At 61.2% G+C, this 16,806-nt stretch carries 19 protein-coding genes and 1 pseudogene; 11 read left to right on the plus strand and 9 right to left on the minus strand.

Going from position 1 to position 16,806, the window contains the following annotated elements; translation table 11 throughout:
* Position 1 precedes the first annotated feature (1 nt).
* Positions 2 to 421, plus strand: coding sequence for a hypothetical protein (locus D0550_RS10870; protein ID WP_116809207.1), 420 nt, complete (start codon positions 2 to 4; stop codon positions 419 to 421).
* Here D0550_RS10870 and D0550_RS10875 read toward each other — a convergent pair.
* Positions 416 to 799, minus strand: coding sequence for a VOC family protein (locus D0550_RS10875; protein ID WP_116809208.1), 384 nt, complete (start codon positions 797 to 799; stop codon positions 416 to 418). The genes D0550_RS10870 and D0550_RS10875 overlap by 6 nt on opposite strands.
* A gap of 127 nt (positions 800 to 926) precedes the next feature.
* On the opposite strand from D0550_RS10875, the gene D0550_RS10880 reads away from it, so the two are divergent.
* Together D0550_RS10880 and D0550_RS10885 are read left to right on the plus strand one after the other, a co-directional pair.
* Positions 927 to 1,199, plus strand: coding sequence for a DUF4242 domain-containing protein (locus D0550_RS10880; RefSeq protein WP_116809315.1), 273 nt, complete (start codon positions 927 to 929; stop codon positions 1,197 to 1,199).
* A 74-nt stretch (positions 1,200 to 1,273) separates the two neighbouring features.
* On the plus strand, positions 1,274 to 3,871 hold the full coding sequence (locus D0550_RS10885; protein ID WP_116809209.1) for an ATP-binding protein: 2,598 nt from the start codon (positions 1,274 to 1,276) through the stop codon (positions 3,869 to 3,871).
* Between the two features lie 2 nt (positions 3,872 to 3,873).
* Here the strand turns inward: D0550_RS10885 and D0550_RS10890 are convergent, their stop codons facing one another.
* The gene (locus tag D0550_RS10890) at positions 3,874 to 4,470 is read right to left on the minus strand and encodes a hypothetical protein (RefSeq protein ID WP_153067117.1); all 597 of its coding nucleotides are present in this window, start codon (positions 4,468 to 4,470) and stop codon (positions 3,874 to 3,876) included.
* A 159-nt stretch (positions 4,471 to 4,629) separates the two neighbouring features.
* On the opposite strand from D0550_RS10890, the gene D0550_RS10895 reads away from it, so the two are divergent.
* The 3 genes from D0550_RS10895 to D0550_RS10905 are packed head-to-tail and all read left to right on the plus strand — an operon-like array spanning position 4,630 to position 6,481.
* Positions 4,630 to 4,863 (plus strand): hypothetical protein, encoded by a 234-nt coding sequence (locus D0550_RS10895; RefSeq protein ID WP_116809211.1) that lies wholly within the window; start codon positions 4,630 to 4,632, stop codon positions 4,861 to 4,863.
* Positions 4,860 to 5,051, plus strand: coding sequence for a twin transmembrane helix small protein (locus D0550_RS10900; RefSeq protein ID WP_116809212.1), 192 nt, complete (start codon positions 4,860 to 4,862; stop codon positions 5,049 to 5,051). Before D0550_RS10895 ends, D0550_RS10900 begins: the two co-directional genes overlap by 4 nt.
* Positions 5,052 to 5,059: 8 nt before the next feature.
* Positions 5,060 to 6,481 (plus strand): aminotransferase-like domain-containing protein, encoded by a 1,422-nt coding sequence (locus tag D0550_RS10905; protein WP_116809213.1) that lies wholly within the window; start codon positions 5,060 to 5,062, stop codon positions 6,479 to 6,481.
* Positions 6,482 to 6,505: 24 nt separating this feature from the next.
* On the opposite strand, the gene D0550_RS10910 is transcribed toward D0550_RS10905, so the two are convergent.
* The 3 genes from D0550_RS10910 to D0550_RS10920 form a co-directional block, all read right to left on the minus strand.
* Entirely contained in the window at positions 6,506 to 6,739 is a 234-nt protein-coding gene (locus tag D0550_RS10910) for a LapA family protein (RefSeq protein WP_116809214.1), read from the minus strand.
* A gap of 116 nt (positions 6,740 to 6,855) precedes the next feature.
* Entirely contained in the window at positions 6,856 to 7,629 is a 774-nt protein-coding gene (locus D0550_RS10915) for a carbonic anhydrase (protein WP_116809215.1), read from the minus strand.
* Between the two features lie 113 nt (positions 7,630 to 7,742).
* Complete coding sequence (locus D0550_RS10920; protein ID WP_116809216.1) at positions 7,743 to 8,312, minus strand: dihydrofolate reductase family protein; 570 nt, start codon at positions 8,310 to 8,312, stop codon at positions 7,743 to 7,745.
* 450 nt (positions 8,313 to 8,762) lie between these two features.
* Here D0550_RS10920 and D0550_RS34875 point away from each other — a divergent pair, with 450 nt between their 5' ends.
* The 4 genes from D0550_RS34875 to D0550_RS10940 all read left to right on the plus strand — a co-directional run bounded on the left by D0550_RS34875 (position 8,763) and on the right by D0550_RS10940 (position 12,369).
* Complete coding sequence (locus D0550_RS34875) at positions 8,763 to 8,930, plus strand: hypothetical protein (protein ID WP_161965759.1); 168 nt, start codon at positions 8,763 to 8,765, stop codon at positions 8,928 to 8,930.
* A 177-nt stretch (positions 8,931 to 9,107) separates the two neighbouring features.
* Positions 9,108 to 10,487, plus strand: a complete 1,380-nt coding sequence (locus D0550_RS10930; RefSeq protein ID WP_116809218.1) for a pectin acetylesterase-family hydrolase — start codon at positions 9,108 to 9,110, stop codon at positions 10,485 to 10,487.
* Positions 10,488 to 10,495: 8 nt separating this feature from the next.
* The gene (locus D0550_RS10935) at positions 10,496 to 11,155 is read left to right on the plus strand and encodes a hypothetical protein (RefSeq protein ID WP_116809219.1); all 660 of its coding nucleotides are present in this window, start codon (positions 10,496 to 10,498) and stop codon (positions 11,153 to 11,155) included.
* 119 nt (positions 11,156 to 11,274) lie between these two features.
* Positions 11,275 to 12,369, plus strand: a complete 1,095-nt coding sequence (locus tag D0550_RS10940) for a DUF3500 domain-containing protein (RefSeq protein WP_116809220.1) — start codon at positions 11,275 to 11,277, stop codon at positions 12,367 to 12,369.
* Here D0550_RS10940 and D0550_RS10945 read toward each other — a convergent pair.
* The 3 genes and pseudogenes from D0550_RS10945 to D0550_RS10955 all read right to left on the minus strand — a co-directional run bounded on the left by D0550_RS10945 (position 12,366) and on the right by D0550_RS10955 (position 14,641).
* Complete coding sequence (locus D0550_RS10945; protein WP_153067118.1) at positions 12,366 to 13,403, minus strand: hypothetical protein; 1,038 nt, start codon at positions 13,401 to 13,403, stop codon at positions 12,366 to 12,368. The two genes, D0550_RS10940 and D0550_RS10945, sit on opposite strands and share 4 nt — an antisense overlap.
* 119 nt (positions 13,404 to 13,522) lie before the next feature.
* Positions 13,523 to 14,315: pseudogene (locus D0550_RS10950) on the minus strand (SDR family oxidoreductase).
* Positions 14,312 to 14,641, minus strand: a complete 330-nt coding sequence (locus tag D0550_RS10955; RefSeq protein WP_116809222.1) for a nuclear transport factor 2 family protein — start codon at positions 14,639 to 14,641, stop codon at positions 14,312 to 14,314. Before D0550_RS10955 ends, D0550_RS10950 begins: the two are co-directional and overlap by 4 nt.
* Positions 14,642 to 14,738: 97 nt before the next feature.
* On the opposite strand from D0550_RS10955, the gene D0550_RS10960 reads away from it, so the two are divergent.
* Positions 14,739 to 15,662 (plus strand): LysR family transcriptional regulator, encoded by a 924-nt coding sequence (locus tag D0550_RS10960; protein WP_116809223.1) that lies wholly within the window; start codon positions 14,739 to 14,741, stop codon positions 15,660 to 15,662.
* A 24-nt stretch (positions 15,663 to 15,686) separates the two neighbouring features.
* Here the strand turns inward: D0550_RS10960 and D0550_RS10965 are convergent, their stop codons facing one another.
* Positions 15,687 to 16,739 (minus strand): asparaginase, encoded by a 1,053-nt coding sequence (locus D0550_RS10965; protein ID WP_116809224.1) that lies wholly within the window; start codon positions 16,737 to 16,739, stop codon positions 15,687 to 15,689.
* Positions 16,740 to 16,806 lie beyond the last annotated feature (67 nt).

Raw genomic sequence — 16,806 nt, forward strand, 5'->3', positions numbered from 1 at the left:
TATGCAAAACATCAGCATCCGCGCGGTCATTCTTGCAACGCTTGCCGTTCTGGGCATCGACATCATTTCCGGCATGGTGCTGACCCAGATGTTCGGCGGCCCGGGGTTCGATTCGGAGCTGTCGAGAGAAGAGATCCGGCGCGCCTATCAGGTAATGATGCAGGATGTCCGCTACCTGGCGCTGGGATTGCTCTTTGGCACTGCATCCACCGTGCTCGGTGGCTATCTGGCCGCACGGCTTGCGCGCGGCATGCCGTATTACAACGCGCTTGCGTTCGGAGTGCTCGGCATCCTCATCAGCATGATCGGCGCGGGCGATCTGCCGACGTGGGTCAAGGTCGTCGGGTTGGGATTGAGCGTGCCGGCCGCATTGGTGGGCGGACACATTGCGAAGCTGCAGATGAGCAGGCCAACGTCATGAGCCGCTGCCGTACGGGCGTGTGATGATTTCCAGATAGTGGCCGTTCGGATCGTTCCAATACACGCCGCGCCCGCCATCGTTGCGATTGATCTGGGCGGGGCGCGAGTGTCCCGGGTCGGCCCAATATTCCAGCTGGCGCTGCTGGATGCGCCCGAAAATCTCATCGAACTCGCTTTCGCTCACCAGGAAGGCATAGTGCTCGACGATGAACGGCTGGTCGGTATCGATGTAGTCGAGCGTGACGCCATTGTCGAGGTTGGCCGTCCAGAACGGCCCGAACCTGGTCGGCTCGGCCAGGCCCAGCAGCTGCGTTAAAAACGTCGCCGAAGCCTTTGCATCCTTCGCGTGCACAATGGTGTGGTTGAGCTGAATGGCCATGAGTTTGCTCTCCGCGCCGTGCGCTGCCCTACGTAGTATGTCAGAACGCAATATAGGCAATCCCGCCGTATCGTCCGGCACAGCAGGTTCGTATGTTGGCGAGGCTTGCCTATACGAGGAGACGATCATGGCACGTTATCTCATCGAGCGTACTTTTCCCGACGGTCTTGGGCTGCCGAGCAATGCGGACGGCGCCAAAGCGGCGTCGACCGTGGTCGCGAACAATGCCAAGGAAGGCGTGACCTGGGTGCATTCCTATGTGACCCCGGATCGCAAAAAGTCCTACTGCATCTACGACGGTCCGTCGCCCGAGGCCATCCGGCTGGTGGCCGAGCGCAATGGCTTGCCGGTCGATCGCATCACGGAAGTCAGGGTCCTGGATCCTTATTTCCTGTACTGACTGGAGTCGAGCTCGCACCCGGGCGCCGCCGCCGCGCTATGATCCCGTGACTTTGGGGCGTTGCGGGCCCGGGCATGAACCTGTTGGAACGGGATGAGCTGCTGACCTCACTACAGGTGCTGCTGCGCAATGCCGCTGCGGGCCAGGGCAGCCTGTTGTTTCTCGAAGGCGAGGCGGGCATCGGCAAGACCTCGCTGCTGCGAGCTTTCGCTGACTCGCAGCGTGCGCAGGTGCCGGTGTACTGGGGCGCTTGCGACGCTCTGCAGACACCCCGGCCGCTCGGCCCGTTGTTAGATATCGCCGCACAGCTCAAAGGTGAGTTGCAGACCGCTCTCGATGGCAATGTCGATCGTCTGCGTGCCTTCAGCAGTTTTCTGACCGAGCTGGCCCGCCCGCCTGCGCTGGTCGTGCTGGAGGACATGCACTGGGCGGACGAGGCGACGCTCGACTTGCTGCGCTATGCGGGCCGTCGTATCGGCCGCACTCGTTCGCTGCTCGTCGTGAGTTTTCGTAGTGACGAGGTCGGGCCGTCGCACGCGCTGCGTCTGGTGCTCGGTGATCTCGCCACCAGCGGCGCGAAGCGAATGTCACTGCAGCCGCTGTCGGTCGCTGCTATCGAGGCATTGATCGGCGATCGCGACATCGATCCTGCTGAGCTGCAAACAAAGACCAATGGCAATCCGTTCTTTGTTACTGAAGTTGTCGCGGCCGGTACAGCAGGAGTGCCGGCGACCGTGCGGGATGCAGTGCTCGCACGCGCTGGTCGGTTGCGACCATCTGCGCGTGCCATTCTCGATGCCGCGGCTGTTGCCGGTCCGCGTATCGAGCCGTGGTTGTTACAAGAGCTGACGTCGGCAGAGAGCGGTTGGATCGACGAGTGCCTCGCGACCGGCGTGCTGTGCGCACAGAACGGGGTGTTCACATTTCGTCATGAGTTGGCGCGTGAAGCCGTGCTCGATGCGTTGACTCCAACGAAAGCCATGAGCTTGCATCGAATGGTGTTGCAGGCGTTGCAATCGCGCTCATCCACGGACCTCGCCCGTCTCGTGCATCACGCCGAAGGTGCTGCATTTGAGGATGCCGTATTGGCGCTGGCGCCCGCAGCGGCTCGTGAAGCGGCGGCGAAAGGTGCGCATCGACAGGCGGCTCAGCAGTTCGCGCGAGCGCTCAAGTTTGCCACGGCATCTACAGCTCAGCGCGCCGCGTTGCTCGATGACTATGCTTCCGAATGTCAGCTCAGCGGCCTGGTGAGCGACGCCATAGTCGCACGACGGAGCGCCGTACAACTGTGGCAAGGCTTGGGTGAGCGAAGCAGTCAGGCGATCTCGCTTGCTCGACTCGCACACGCGTTGGTGGTGTCTGGAAAGAATGCCGAAAGCGAGTCGACGATGCGCGAGGCCGCGTCGCTGGTCGCCGATGATTTATCGAGCGCGGCGGTTGTCGTGCGCCGGTGGGCGGCACATTTGCGAATGCTCGATCGTGACGTCGAGGCAGCAATCAAGCAAGGGGAACAGGCCAAGGCGGTCGCGCAGCGGCTTGGCGATCGAGAGTCGGTCGTTCATTGTCTCAATACCATCGGCTCGTCGCTGATCGTCGCGGGTCATGTGGAAGAGGGCTGCGCGCAACTGGAGCGTAGCCGTGCACTCGCGCAGGAGATCCGCTCGGACTCATGGGTCGCGAGCGCCTTCGTCAATCTCGGCTCGGCGTGCGGCGAGGTGTATCGATTCGATCTGGCTGACAACTACCTTCGCCAGGGTATCGAGTTCTGCAGCGAGCGGGACATCGACTTCTCCCGCTTGTATCAGCTGGCGTGGCAAGCGCTGGTGTGGATGTATCGCGGGCGTTGGACGGAGGCGACGGGCACGGCCCACGTGGTGCTTGCCGATCAACGATCGCCGGTGATTGCTCGCATCACCGCGTTGATTGCACTCGGGCGTGTGCGCGCTCGTCGCGGTGATCCGGCGGTGTGGGAAGCTCTGCATGAAGCGCAGGAGCTGGCGGGCAACACGGGAACGTTGCAGCGGGTGGCGTTGATGCAGGCGGCGCGCGCCGAAGCTGCGTGGTTCGAGGGAAGAACTGCCGAAGCGGCGAGTGAAGCATGCGCAGGTGTCGAGCTGGCGGTCCGCAAACGACATCCGTGGTTTGCGTCGGAGTTGTTGTTCTGGTGTTGGCAAGGGGAGGGTTCCTTGCCGGGCGGCATGCCGCAGTTTTGTAGCCAACATCCTTTCGCGATGGAGATCTCTGGCCGCTGGCGAGAGGCAGCTGACGCATGGAGCGCGTTGAAGTGTCCGTTCGAGGCGGCGCGCGCGATGATGGAAGGGGATGAATCGGCGCAACGCGAAGCGCTGGCAGTGTTTGAATCATTCGGCGCGCGGCCCATGATCGAGCGGATGCGCTACAAGTTGCGCTCGGCCGGCGTTCGTGGAGTCCAGCGTGGGCCGAGAGAGAGCACGCAGAACAATCTGGCGGGGCTCACGACCAAGGAAGTGGAAGTGCTAGGTCTGCTGGCGCAGGGGCTCAGGAATAAGGAGATTGGCCAGCGATTGCATCGCTCGGCGAGAACCATCGATCATCACCTGGCGGCGATATTCACCAAGCTCGATGTTTCAACCCGCGCCGAGGCGGTCAGCGCGGCGTACCGCCTCGGGTTGATTTCAGCCAGCGCGCCGTAGCGTCACTGCGGAGGCTGCGTCGTCGTCACGCCGGCCGGCAAATCATCGCGCGATGTATCGCGACGCTCGCACTCCGACTTCTCCAGTCCCTGCATCTTGGAGCAGTCAGGCCGACCTGGCTTGCCCACGCCTTGCGAAGCAGGCGGTACGTGCGGCTGAGTGTTGACGTTGTTGTTGGGGGCCATGCTCTGCTGCTGCTGTTGTTGCAGCGGGCTGTTCGCCGGATTGTTGGGATCGATGCGCGAGTCCGGCGGAAACACAGTCTGCTGTACCGTCGAGTTCGGGTTGGTCGGAGTCGGCTGCGCCGGCTGCATCGGCTGAGTCGTCGAGTTGGGCATCAACTCCTGCTCGGCTGCGTTCGGCTGCATTGGCTCGGTCGCCTTCGGCAGCGATTCCGGATTGGGCGGGTTCGGCATGTCCTGCCCCATGCTCGAGTTCGGTTGGATCGGCGGCATCGGTGCCAGTCGTGCTGGTGGTGCCGGTTCCGCGACCGGGGGCAAATTCAGTGGCCGACTCGCCGGGTTGCCGGTGTTCTGTGCGCCGGCGCTCGAAAAGCCCGTCACAGCCACGGCTGTGATGACGTAAATATATGTGCGCATTGAACTTTCTCCACAACCTCCATGCAGGAGTAACGGGCCGGGCAGGGGCCGGTTCCATGGGGTACAGAAGGCCTTCTGTGCCACTTTTTTTTCACCGATCTGCATCTGTTATGCAGCACAGACCGTCCCTACCATGGCTCTACCCACGGAGAAAAAGCGATGCGGATTGCCAAGCCCCTGCTGCTGATAACGACGCCGATCGGCGTCATAGGCGCGATTTACGAGGCATACCGCCAGGCCGGTGGCCTGGTGATCCTGATGGTGGCGCTCATGTCATTGATCGGCGTCGCGTTCGGTACGCTCGTCTACACCATTCGCCGTGAAGCGGCGGAAGAGAAGCAGCGGCTCGCCGCCAAGCAAGCCATCCAGGCCAACGCATCGGAGCAAGCATGAAAGAGCTCATCATCCTGACGATCATCGGTATCGTCATCAGTCTCGGACATGCGCTGTTCAGCATGGTGTCCGGCCCCACCGACTCCAAGCGCATGGTGAAGGCGCTGACCATTCGGGTCGCCTTGTCGGTGGCCTTGTTTGCCTTCCTCATGATCGGCTGGTACATGGGAGCGCTGCAGCCCCACTAGACGCAAGCATGAAGCTGTATCAGGAGCTGGCCGCCGATATCACGTCGCTCATCCAGCAAGGCACGCTGCAGGCGGGCGAGCGGATTCCATCGGTGCGCGAGCTGTGCCGTGAGCGAGGAGTGAGTCCCGCCACGGCGATGCGCGCCTACGACGTGCTCGAAGCGAATGGTCTGGTCGAGAGTCGCCATCGCTCGGGTTATTTCGTCAGCAATCGTTGGCAGCAGACACCCAATGAGCCGCGCGCCTCGCGGCCGTCGTCGCGCACTACGCAGGTCGATGTCAGCGATCTGGTCTTCAATATTCTCGAAGCATCGCGCGATCGCGATGTCGTGCCGCTGGGATCGGCATTTCCGAGTCCCACCTTGTTTCCCTGGGCAAAACTCGCCAGACATCTCGGCAGCAGCGCGAGAAACATGGATCCGTGGAGCACCGTCGAGAGTCTGCCGCCCGGCAGTCCGGAGCTGCGACGTCAGATCGCGCGTCGCTATTTGCAGTTCGGTTCTCGGGTGCCGGCCGACGAAATCGTCGTCACGTCCGGTGCGCTCGAAGCACTGACGCTCTGCCTGCAAACAGTCACGCGCCCCGGCGATACGGTTGCGATCGAAGCGCCGGCGTTCTACGCCTGCTTGCAAGCCATCGAGACGTGGGGCTTGCGAGCGGTGGAGATTCCAACCCATCCGCGCGAAGGCATCGATCTCGGCGCGCTCGAGCAAGCGATCGTAAAACACAACGTGCGTGCCTGCTGGGTCATGACGACGTTTCAGAATCCGCTCGGCGCGTCGTTGCCGGAAGAAGAAAAAAAAGAAAAACGCGATCTGGTACAGCTGCTCGCCGAGCATGAGATTCCGTTGATCGAAGACGACGTGTACGCCGAGTTGCATTTCGACCAGCACCGTCCGAAACCCGCGAAGGCATTCGACCGCAAAGGCCTGGTGCTCAACTGCGGCTCGTTCTCCAAAAGTCTGGCGCCCGGCTATCGATTGGGCTGGACCGCCGCGGGTCGGTTCGCCCCCGCAGTTCAACGCCGCAAGGTGACGACCTCACTCGCGACCAGCGTACCCATTCAGAACGGCATCGCGCAGATGCTGCGGAACGAAGGTTACGATCGTCACCTGGATAAGCTGCGTCAGGCGTTGCGGTCACAGCAGGGCACGGCACTCGCATCTATCAAGCAACATTTTCCCTCGGGCTCCCGCGTCGCGACGCCCGAAGGTGGCTACTTCCTGTGGATCGAGTTGCCGGAGCAGGTGGATGTGCTCGAAGTTCATCGCCGCGCCATCGAGGCCCACATCAGCATTGCGCCCGGCCCGATGTTCTCGGCGCGTCGGCAGTTCCGCAATTGTCTGCGCTTGAACTACGGCCACCCCTGGACGGCCCAGGTCGAGGACGCCGTGGCGGAGTTGGGTCGCATCATCCGCGGGCTGACCTGAAAAATTTTCTGCTGGGCTCGAGATTCAGCGTGAGCTCGCCCTGCCGCGCGAGAACCGCCCGCTGAGCCAGCCAGCCACGAATACCAGCGCCAGGCTGATCCACAGGGGGAGGCGCGCGCTGATGAAAAACAAATCGATCGACACCGCGTCTCGGTTCTGGACGATGAATGCAATCGCGAGCACTGCAAGTGCGATCGCCAGCCAGTTTCCGAACGTCAAGCGAGCGATGAATGACCGTTGTTCCAGCTGTGTGTTCATTGGGGACTCACCTGCGAGAGGTTGAGTACGCTCGTCGTGCTCTCTGTAGAGAATCGAGGGTAGCCGGGCGAATCATGGGGCCCAATAGGTGACGAGGGCACTTGCGCCAGGAACGCTCAGTGGCTGGCCCGAACCTCTCGGCCATAGAGCGGCTGCACAGGGCGGGCATTCATCGGATAGATCGCGCCGAAACGCGCGATCTCCTCTGCCGAGACGGAGGTCGGGTGTTGCAGAACGAACCATGTGACGCCTTCCGTGCACGGTGGCGTGGTGAGCGATCCCGTGAACGTGTAGTAATCGTGGTTCTCGGGAAGTAGATCCGCTGCGTTGATGGTCACTCGATCGACCGCGATCTCTTGGTTCTGTTGCGCGGGGAGATTGCTCCAGAGGTTATCGATGAGTGGGCTCGCGTGTCCCTTCGCGAGCAGCACTGCTACGACGGCCAGCCGGCCGTCGCTACCCTTGTGCACCAGGTGTGCAACCATGTCATAGCGCTTCTCGTCGATCTCCTCCTCGGAGGGTTTGTGGAAGTGAAACTGCATGAGTTGATAGCGTCGGCCACCTACGTCAATGAAGCTGCCCGGCGCGTAGTTCACCTGGATGGTGTGACCGTTGTCGACGATCCTGAGCGGCGACGGCTGGTAAGCGAAATCGATGGAGGGCAGATTCTCCGCGTGCACGTCGTCATCGCTGATATCGATCGGTGACTGATCGTGTCCCACCGCACAGCTATCGTAGTCGTGCTCGAGGCTGCCCCATTTCTCCGGCCCCGTCTTTCCGCTGTAGCTCCAGTGCGCGCTTTCTTCGGCGGAGACGGAAACAGTCATCGTCAGTGAGACAGCAAAAATTGCGGCCAGCGTCGACTGCCGCGTTGCGCTAGTGCCTGACATGGAAGACTCCTGTGTCGATCGCACTTAGACGCGAGCCTGGGAAGCTGCTGGCGGCGAGTCAAATTACATCCGTGCTGTCGGGCAGGAGCGGACAGCCCGTCGATGCGCGCAACTCAGTCCGCGGCCGCGTCACCCTTTTGTACTTCGTAACGCAATTCAGCCATGCCCGAGCCCATCTGATGAACGGACATCAGGCGCAGAGCTGGGCTGAGCAGCCTGCGCGGCAATAGCGGCTTGCCGCTGCCTAGCGTGCACGAGCCAATTTGAATGATGAGTTGATCCAGCAGGCCACAATCGTAGAACTGGCCGGCGAGACCTCCGCCGCCGACAATCCAGATGTTCTTGGTGCCCGCAGCAGCTCTCATCTCAGCATGTATCTGGCGAACATCTCCGCTGACGAAGCGAATGTCATGGCCTGCCATCGTGGGAAGCTTGCGAGAAGAAAAGATCCATGAGGGCTGACTGTACGGCCAGGGTGAGCCTGTCTCCGCGGCCACCTTGTCCGCACTCCTGAGCATCCACTCATACGTGGCCGATCCCATCGCCAAGGCACCCACGCCTGAAATGAACTCCGGATAGCTGGAGTCATTCAAGTTGCCGAGGGCGAACAGCCAGTCCAACGAGTCGTCCTCAGTCGCAATGAATCCATCGAGGCTGGCTGCTGCGTAGTAGATGGTCTTCATGCTCTGCTGGTGCTCAAATGACGTGGCGTGCGTGTGTCGGTTCGCAACTATGATAGCGTTCCGTCGGTGACATGGTCTGTCATGGATTAGGCGAGGCACTACCATGCATGCGAATCTGTCTGTCGTCGTGGCGCTGGTTGTCGCACTGGTTTCGGCGCCGCTTGCAAGTTTCGCGAATGACAATGGAACCCTCGATGGGTTCGTGGCACGCGAGTATCAAAGCGGGGCGGGAATAAAGCTGCCCTATCGCCTCTATGTGCCGGGAGCTGCTAAACATGGCGAGGAGCTGCCATTGATCGTGTACCTGCACGGCAGAGGCGGCGCAGGCACAGACAACCGAAAGCAGATCTCGGGCGGCAATGCGCGGGGCACCCATGTCTGGATCGAACCGGCGGTGCAGGGACGGCATCCCGCGTTCGTGCTCGCGCCACAGATTCCTGAGGCCTCGACATGGCATTGGTCCTCGCATCGCGCTCGCGCGAAATGGTCGCCGCGCTGCGAACAGTCAATTCGTCGGTTAGATACACGGAGTACCCGGACGTGGGCCACGATGTGTGGACCCGAGCGTTCGCGGAGCTCGATCTGCCGGAGTGGATGTTCGCGCAGCGACGGCTCTGATTCACCCGTTATGGAGTAGCTATAGTTCGATGTGCATTTGTTGACAAACATCTCAATTGGGGAGCAGCATGCCTTCGGGCTATAAGGCAGTGCCCACCAACGCAGTTGCCGTAAAGTTGCGGACGGATTCCCAAGGAGAAGGTCATGGACAGACTTGTTTTCTCCACTGCGCGCACGATGCTTTCTTCGCTTGCCCTGATCGCCTGCACAGTGGGCGCGACGTCGCAGGCGCATGCCGAAGCAGGCGATTACAGCGCCCTGCAGACGATCGTGAATCTGGTCTCCCCGCCGCCTGCCGACAACCCGGTGACGCCGGCGCAGATGCAAGGGCCTTATCCACTGCTGCCGAATCCTTCTGGGTTCAATGACGGCTTCAACCCCGGCGCCTACTATCAATGGCAGACAATCAAACTCGCGCCCTCAACCGGCGCAGTGTGCGGCAACGGTTCGCAATACAAATTTTTCGTGAACCGTGTGCCCAATACGCGCAACACCATCATATACATGGAAGGCGGTGGTGCGTGCTGGGACTATGCAAGTTGCAGCGGCCAGACTGGTATCCGCGGCGCTCGCAATCCGAATGGCATTCCGGACGACTACATGAGCTTGCTCAGCCCTGCGAGCAGCCTGGTCAGTCCCTTTGTCGTGCGCGCGCATCCGTGGTCGTCGGTCAAAACCCAGAACTGGAACATGATCTATGTTCCTTACTGCACCGGAGACGTGTATAGCGGCGACAAAGTCGCGGTGTACAACGATCCCACCGGGCAGAACGCTCCGCTGGTGTGGCATCACAATGGCGCCCGCAACACCCGCGCCGTCCTCGCGTGGCTGAAAAATCGATTGCCCCGGCCGACGCAGATGCTGTCGACGGGCTGCAGCGCAGGCGGCATCGGTAGCCTCAATAGCTATGCGACTGTCCGGCGTGACATGGCTCCAACCTACGGATATCTGATCAACGATTCCGGGCCGTCGTTCTCGGCGCCTGTCGGCGGCAATCCCGCGCAGTATCCGTCGGTACCGTTACATACTCAGATTCGCTCCGCGTGGGGATTGGATCAGGGGCCGATGCCGTATCTGGCTTCGGCGCTGCCCGGCTTCGACAGTAACAATTTCGGCAGCATTTACGCGGCGCTGGCCGCGAAAGTGCCGAACGATCGCCTTGGCCACACGCATTTCTGGCAGGACCTGAATTATTCGTCGTACTCGTACGAGCGCTTCTTCCCAGACATCGTCAACGCGCCGAGCCAGGCTGCGAAAGAGGCGCTGATCCATGCGAAGTGGGGCACGGATACCGAACGTCTGAGACAAACATTGCAGACGCTGCCGAGTTTCGGCGGCTACTTCCCACAATTTCGTGCGCTGAACGAAAGCCACTGCACGACCATCGTCGATTTCGAGAACGGCGACATTCAAGAGCGCTCGCTGGAGCTGCGCCACTTCATCGACAGCGTGCTGGACGGCAGCGGCGCCGTGCTGGACGCGTCCGAAGCCAGCGATCAGGCCGACCGAGCCAAGGCGCCCAACTTGCTTTATCAACTGATCGAGTCGCTGTTGTAGACGCGTCGATGCAAGCTCGATGGACAAAGATCATCGCCCTTGCACTCGCAGCCATGGCCTTGGGCTGGGCGCTGCATCTGAGAATGCCAATAGCGGAGCGAACGAAGCCGACCGACGCGAGCGGGACCCCCGGTGAAGCGAAGGCGAATCGGGATGCTTCCTCGTATTCGCCTGCACCTGCTCGTGCGGACGCGCAAGCACGCGCGAGCGAGAGTGCCGGCCCTGTCGATGCTCACGAGCGCGCAAGATTCAATGAGCGGGCCCGAGAATTTTTCGCGCAAGCTCCGGCCTTATCCCCCGAGGAGGCTCGTCAGCGAGCAGCAGATCTCTCACAAGAGCTCTCTCGCATCGAACAGGTTGGAGGCCTGTCGGCGGGTGAAACGTTCCTGCTTCGTGCCGGATTGATTCGAGCCACCGTTGCCGATGAACAACAACAGGTAACGCAGCTCCGCGCCCTCAAGGAACGCTACGAGGTAGATGCCCGTCAACGCAACGCTCTGGCGGCCGCACAGTCCGATCCGATGTTTCAACTGTACAAAGTTCGGGAAAGTCAGATCGTCGCCGAGACCCTGTCGCTCCAGACCATCCCGAACGGTCTGAGCCGCGACGAATATCTCCGACGCCGCTTGCAGGCGGAACGCGAGCAACTGCTCGGCGAGGCGATGTAGTTGGATTTTCAGGCCCGACAGCGCAGACTCGCGCGATAGTCCGTTGACAAGGGGAACCGCACCGAGACCCCAAGCGTAAACCGGACAGGGCAGTGGAATCCTTTCATGAGCGCCTCCACATGGCTAACGGACCCACGATGAAGCGCCTCAAGCCCGGGGCGCTCATCGGCGCAGTCGTAATCTTCGTCAGCCTGGGAGCTGCTCTCATGTCCAGTCGCGCGAACGAGCCCGATAAGAGTGATGACAAGGGGGCTTCCGGGACAGCGGCTGCGCGTGCAGTTCTGCAATCGCTACCGGAAGCCAAGCGAACGCGAGCCAACGTGTCATTCGATTCGTCTGAGCGCACGAACTGGAACTACGTTCCCGGCAGACGCGCCGGCGTCGCTCTGAAAGAGCTCGATGCAAACCAGAAAGCGCTGATCGATCCATTGCTGCGTTCCGCGTTGAGTCCCGCAGGCTTCGCGACGGCTCAACAGATCGTGCAGCACGAATCGATCCTGGCAGAGATCGAAGGCAACCCGCGGCGCGATCCGGAGCTTTATTACACCGCAGTTTTTGGAGAACCCGGTCCGCGTGCCCCCTGGGCATGGCGATTTGAGGGCCATCATCTTTCTGTCAACGTGACCCATGTCGACGGTCAAACTCAGGTCGTGGCGCCGCTCTTCATGGGATCGAACCCCGCGCGCGTACCGCGCGGTCCAAAAGCCGGCCTGCGATTGCTCGCGGCGGAGGAAGATCTGGCTCGCGATCTGATACGCATGTTGCCGGAGGAGCGACGCACCCGCGCGATCCTTGCCAAGGACGCCTTCTCAGACATCGTCACGCGTAACGATCCAAAGGTAAGTTCGCTGAACATGGAAGGGCTTGCGGCACGCGACATGTCTGAGACGGAACAAACCCAGTTACGCAAGCTACTGCACGTGTACTCGGATCGCATGACGGAGAGTGCTGCACGAGATCAACTCGAGCGCATTGAGCGCGCGGGCTTTGACAAGCTGCACTTTGGATGGGCTGGCAGTATCGAGCCGGGCAAGCCCCACTACTACCGAGTGCATGGCCCGACTGTCCTCATCGAGTACGACAACACTCAGAACAACGCCAATCATATCCACAGTGTCTGGCGCGACCTGGAGCGCGACTTCGGCGGTGACTTGCTCCGTGCGCACTACGAAGCGCATCAGACTGACGGTCACGGTCACGGTCACGAGCACTAGCGTGTCCGCGCAGACCCTTCCGACGGTGGGGGAGAGCTGCCAAGCACTTCTACGGAATCTGCACCATCCAGGACGATTTGTACGTTGGCCTGGTTGGGATCGATTGCATTGAATTTACCCGTTGCGCGCACCCTCACGTTGGTGCTGATCAGCTTGTTCCGCCCGCTCACTGCCACATTGCCACGCTCATCCCAGGCCAGTTGCAGTTTCTTTCTGATCTCCTCGAACCTCTGCTCACTCTCGAAATTCGCCAACGTGTATTGCCGTCGCAATCCGCCCGGCAACTCCTGCAGAACTGCGAAGACGTTGAATGCGACCTGCGGGCTCTTGGGAAACAACACCAGCTGCCCCTCGACGGCCGCCGGTTTGAGATGAAGCGCCATCGCCGAATCCACCACCTCAACGGGCTGCGAGGCGTCCTCTCGTAAGCGCAGATGCACCGGTTTATCGGGCTCCGATCTGATTTGGTACGACAGTCGCACCACGTCGTTGCGGGCCAGATTGCGGGTGAGCTCCGGGCGGCGGACAGGAACGGGCAGTACCACATCTTTGTACTCAACGACGAGTATCCGACCGCCGGCGGCCACGTTATGAACGAGGAATAGCGCGCTGTCTTTGCCTCGCAGATCCATTGGAATGGCGGCGCTATAGGTGTACGCAGGCACCGCAGGCGTAGACTCGTATCTCTTCACGACTTCCAGCTCACTGAGCTCGACGTGGGGCTGCGGGGAAGGATTGTCGAGCAGCTGCCCCTTGATTCTGACCCGGTCGTGACGATGCAGGCCCGCAAGCGCAGAAGAGACTGCTGTGTTTCCAGAGATCAGCGAGACTTCGATGAAATCGAAAAAGTTCTTCGGATTGCGGTACGTGAGTACGTAGAGGTCCAGTTCGGGATACGCGCCATGGATTTCTCCTACCACGCCGCCCTGCGATGTCAGTTGTCGTTCGAACAACTGCTGCTGACTGACGGCACATCCCTGCAACAGAATCAGGCACGCAATGGCGGTGAAGCAAGCAAAGGGTCTACGAGTCATCTGACATCCGCGTACGAAAGTTGCTTGGAGCGGCCGAGTCTGCCAACTGTCGATCGATGATGTCCAGACGCGTGCGTCTGATCCCGCCGAGGCCAAAGCCGTTGGTCTGACTCGGCCGCTCAGACCGTCGGCACCGTGCCGCCATCGATCACATACTCCACCCCCGATATGGAAGCCGCTCGCGGCGAGACTAAAAACGCGATGAGATCCGCGACTTCGCGTGGCTGCGCGGGGCGCCCTAACGGGATGCCGCCCAGTCCATTCATGATAAGCCGCTTAACCGCCCTCGTAAAAATCCGTACCAGCTTGAAGCGGCTAAGAACGCTCGGCAGCAAGCGCAACTGCGGCTTCGGTCTCGATCCAGCCGGGAGAAACGCGCACGACACGGACGCCTTGCGGCGTAACCTCTTTCGAGAGCGCCTTGCTGTAGGTCGACAGAGCGGCCTTCGCCGCTGCGTATGCGATCGTGGAGTCTGGTAGTGGCAACACTCGCTGAATGGACGTGACATGGATGACCACCCCGGAACGTTGCGCGATCATCGCAGGCAGCAAGGCGCGATCGAGGCGGACCGCGGACATGAGGTTCAGGTCGAGCTCTTTCGACCACTCTGAATCGCTGAGCGCCGCGAATCCGCCGGCGGGTGCCGTCGAACCTCCGACCACGTTGACGAGGATATCGATGCCACCGAGATGCTGGCGCACCGAGTCTGCCGCCTGATGCGCGCCTTCTGCAGTTGAAAGATCCACAGCGACATAGCGCACGTTGTCGAGAGTGCGGCTCGGAAGCGAGCGGCCGGCGGCAATGACTCGGACGTCCGCTTCTACCAGTGCCTGAACTACCGCCGCCCCCACGCCACGGGAGCCGCCAGTGACTAACGCGCGCATGCCAGCGAGTTGCAACTCGAAGCTCATGGCTTGATCTCCAACGATGCGATCTTGCCGCGCTCGAGCGTGAAGGCATACCGAAGATTGACGGGACTGCCGGGAAAATCGCCGGTCACTTTGCTCGTCACGATATGCGTGCGATCCTTTTGCTCCAGTGCAAGGGGCTCGCTGATGTACGGAAACTGTGCGGACGCTGCAGTTTTCCACGCTTCGATGGCGGCCAGGCCTGCGTGCGTCCGTCCCTCGTCGATCACCACTCCGTCGTTCGTGAAGCAGCGCGCCACGGCGTGACCGTCGCGTCGGTCTGCTGCGAAGTACGCCTCGATAGGCTCAGGAAGGCTCAAGTCGTTCATGGCGGTCTCCTGTGGGTTCGAGACGCCAAGATGCCGTACGCCGACCGATAAGAAAATCGCCTATTATCTACGCAGGCTATGTAGAGATCAGTGCACAATGCGTGGATCCGAAAATTTTTGCCCGAAGCTGAAAAAGCGTTTCGTTGCGGTCGTCGACCGGGCGAGCTTTGCGCGTGCGGCCGATCATCTCGGGATATCGAGATCGGCGCTCAGCCAGGTCATTCGTCAGCTCGAATCGCGCCTGGGCGCTCGCCTGCTCAATCGAACGACTCGGAGTGTGGCGCCGACAGAGTCGGGGCGGCGTCTTCACGAGCGCATCGCTCCGATGCTTCGAGAAATCGATGACGCCGTCGCGCAGACGATCGGTGCGACCAGCCGAACGGCCGGAACACTGCGGATAAACACGCTGAGCATGGCGGCGAAGAAGCTCATCGCGCCGCGCCTCGGACGTTTTCACCGATCGCATCCCGAGGTGGTGCTCGACATAGTGGTCGACGATGGCCTGAGCGACATCGTGGCCGGCGGGTTCGACGCCGGTATCCGCGTCGGCGAGCGCGTGCAAAAAGACATGGTCGCCATCCGTCTCACACCGGACGTGCCATTGCTCGCGGTAGCCTCGCCCGCGTATCTCGCCAGATCCGGTGAGCCCAAGACCCCCGCCGACTTGCACCGTCACGCCTGCATCAACTGGCGCTTTCCCGGCAGCGGCAGGATTGCGCGATGGGAGTTTCAAAAGAGGGGCAAGAAGATCGAAACCCTGGTCGAAGGCCCGCTGATCTCCAACCATCAGGACATCGTCGTGCCGGCCGCCCTGCAGGGATTGGGAATCTTCTATGCTTACAACGACGATGGCATCGCTGAGGCACTGGAGCGCGGACGGCTGAAGCGCATTCTCGCCGATTGGTCACTCACGATGCCCGGCTTGTACCTCTATTATTCCAACCGTCGCCACATGCAGCCTGCGCTGCGCGCCTTTATCGACTGCCTGCTCGATCGAGACGAAGGCAAGCCGCCGAAATAGTGGCAGATCGCACCCGCGACCGATCTATCGATCGAACGCCATCTGCAATGCCTGCTGGCTGTTGCGACCGTTACTCAACAGCAACATCAATAGAATTCGCGCCTTCTGCGCAGACAGGTCATCGCCCATCACGGCGCCTGCTGCGACCAGCGTCTGGCCACCGCCTTCGAAGCCATAGTTCGGCAACACGCGGCCATTCGGCACGCGCGACGTGATGACGACAGGCACTCCTCGCCCGATCGCGTCCTTGACTGCGGCATACACAGAGGGGTTCACGTTTCCCATGCCCAGGCCTTGCACGACAATACCCTTAGCGCCGTGATCCACAGCCGCCTTTAGTAGATAACCGTCGGCACCTCCGTACGTGGCGATGATGTCGACCCGAGGCATGCGATCGGCTCGCAGCTCGACATGCTGACGGCGCACCGGTGCACGCGAATACACGATACGGTCGCCGTACACTTCGCCCAGAACGCCGAACTCGCCCGACTTGAATGTCTCCACATTGGACGTGTGCGTCTTGGTAACGCTGCGTGCAGCGTTGATCTGTCCGTTCATGGCCAGAACCACGCCCTTACCGCGAGACTGCGAGTCGACGGCGATGCGCACCGCGTTCGTGAGATTGCGTGGCCCGTCGAAATCGGATTCGGACGCGTTACGCTGCGCGCCGATGAGTACCACCGGTTTGTCGGAGTCGACCGTGAGATCGAGCCAGTAGGCCGTTTCCTCCAGGGTATCCGTACCGTGCGATACAACGACACCCGCCACTTCGCTACGTGCGAGCGTGGCTGTGACCTCGTTAGTCAATGCAGCCCATCGAACCGGGTCCATGTAGGCCGAGGGCACATTGGAAAGATTCTTGACCTCCACGGTCGCGTACGTCGCTACCGCCGGCACCGTCGCCATCAGATCCTCGCCCGAGATGGCGGGCACGGGCGCGTTCTTCTCCGGATCGATCTTCATGGCAATGGTGCCGCCAGTCGCGAGCAGCACCACGACTGGCCTGTCCTGCCCAACCGCCGCGGTCGCGACACTAGAGACGAGCAACGCAGTGAGGAGTATGTGTTTCAGTTGCATGGGGGGCTGGCATGTCAGTGGCAGGACACTGTATCAGCTTACCTGCGCGCAGACGCCAGAGGCCGAG

Source organism: Steroidobacter cummioxidans, assembly GCF_003104955.1.